Origin of the sequence: Microvirga sp. KLBC 81, assembly GCF_003075415.1 — a bacterium.
Taxonomy (GTDB): domain Bacteria; phylum Pseudomonadota; class Alphaproteobacteria; order Rhizobiales; family Beijerinckiaceae; genus Microvirga.
The window spans coordinates 1-577 of sequence record NZ_QDAH01000320.1 but is presented as its reverse complement, the minus strand read 5'-3'; the positions used below and the strand labels follow the sequence as shown (position 1 = coordinate 577).

Here is a 577-nt window from a genome sequence, read left to right as displayed (position 1 = left end):
GATGAACTCGCCACCCGCTTCGCCATGCTCGATGCCGTCGGCATCGACCTGCAGGTGCTGACGGCGACGCCGCTTTCCCCGCATTTCGAGGATGAGGCAACCGCAATCGCGGCGGCGCGGAAGGTCAATGACGACTATGCGGCGCTCGTCAGGCAACACCCCAACCGGTTCCGGGCGATCGCTTCGCTGCCCCTCCCCCATATCGACGCTTCGCTTGCCGAGCTCGACCGGGCGATCTCGGAGCTCGGCATGCTGGGCGCCTGCATCACCACCTCGGTGCTCGGCCGTTCGATCGCCGACGCGCAATTCGAGCCACTTTACCGCGAACTCAACCGCCGGCAGAGCGTGCTGTCGGTGCACCCTGCCGGCCATGGCGCGCATTCGCCGCTGATCACGGAGCATCAGCTGACCTGGTCGATCGGCGCGCCGGTCGAAGACACGGTCGCCGCCATGCAGCTGATCCTGAAGGGCATCCCGAGCCGCTTCCCCGATATCAAGATCATCATCCCGCATTTCGGCGGGCTGCTGCCGCTGACGCTGGAAAGGATCGACCAGTACGTCGCCTGGGAGGCGCCCG

General features: G+C 66.4%; 1 protein-coding gene. It reads left to right on the top strand.

All coding sequences use genetic code 11. The annotated features are described in order from the left end of the window. The coding region (locus DC522_RS33990; protein ID WP_205769950.1) for an amidohydrolase family protein at positions 1-577 on the top strand (577 nt) is incomplete at both ends.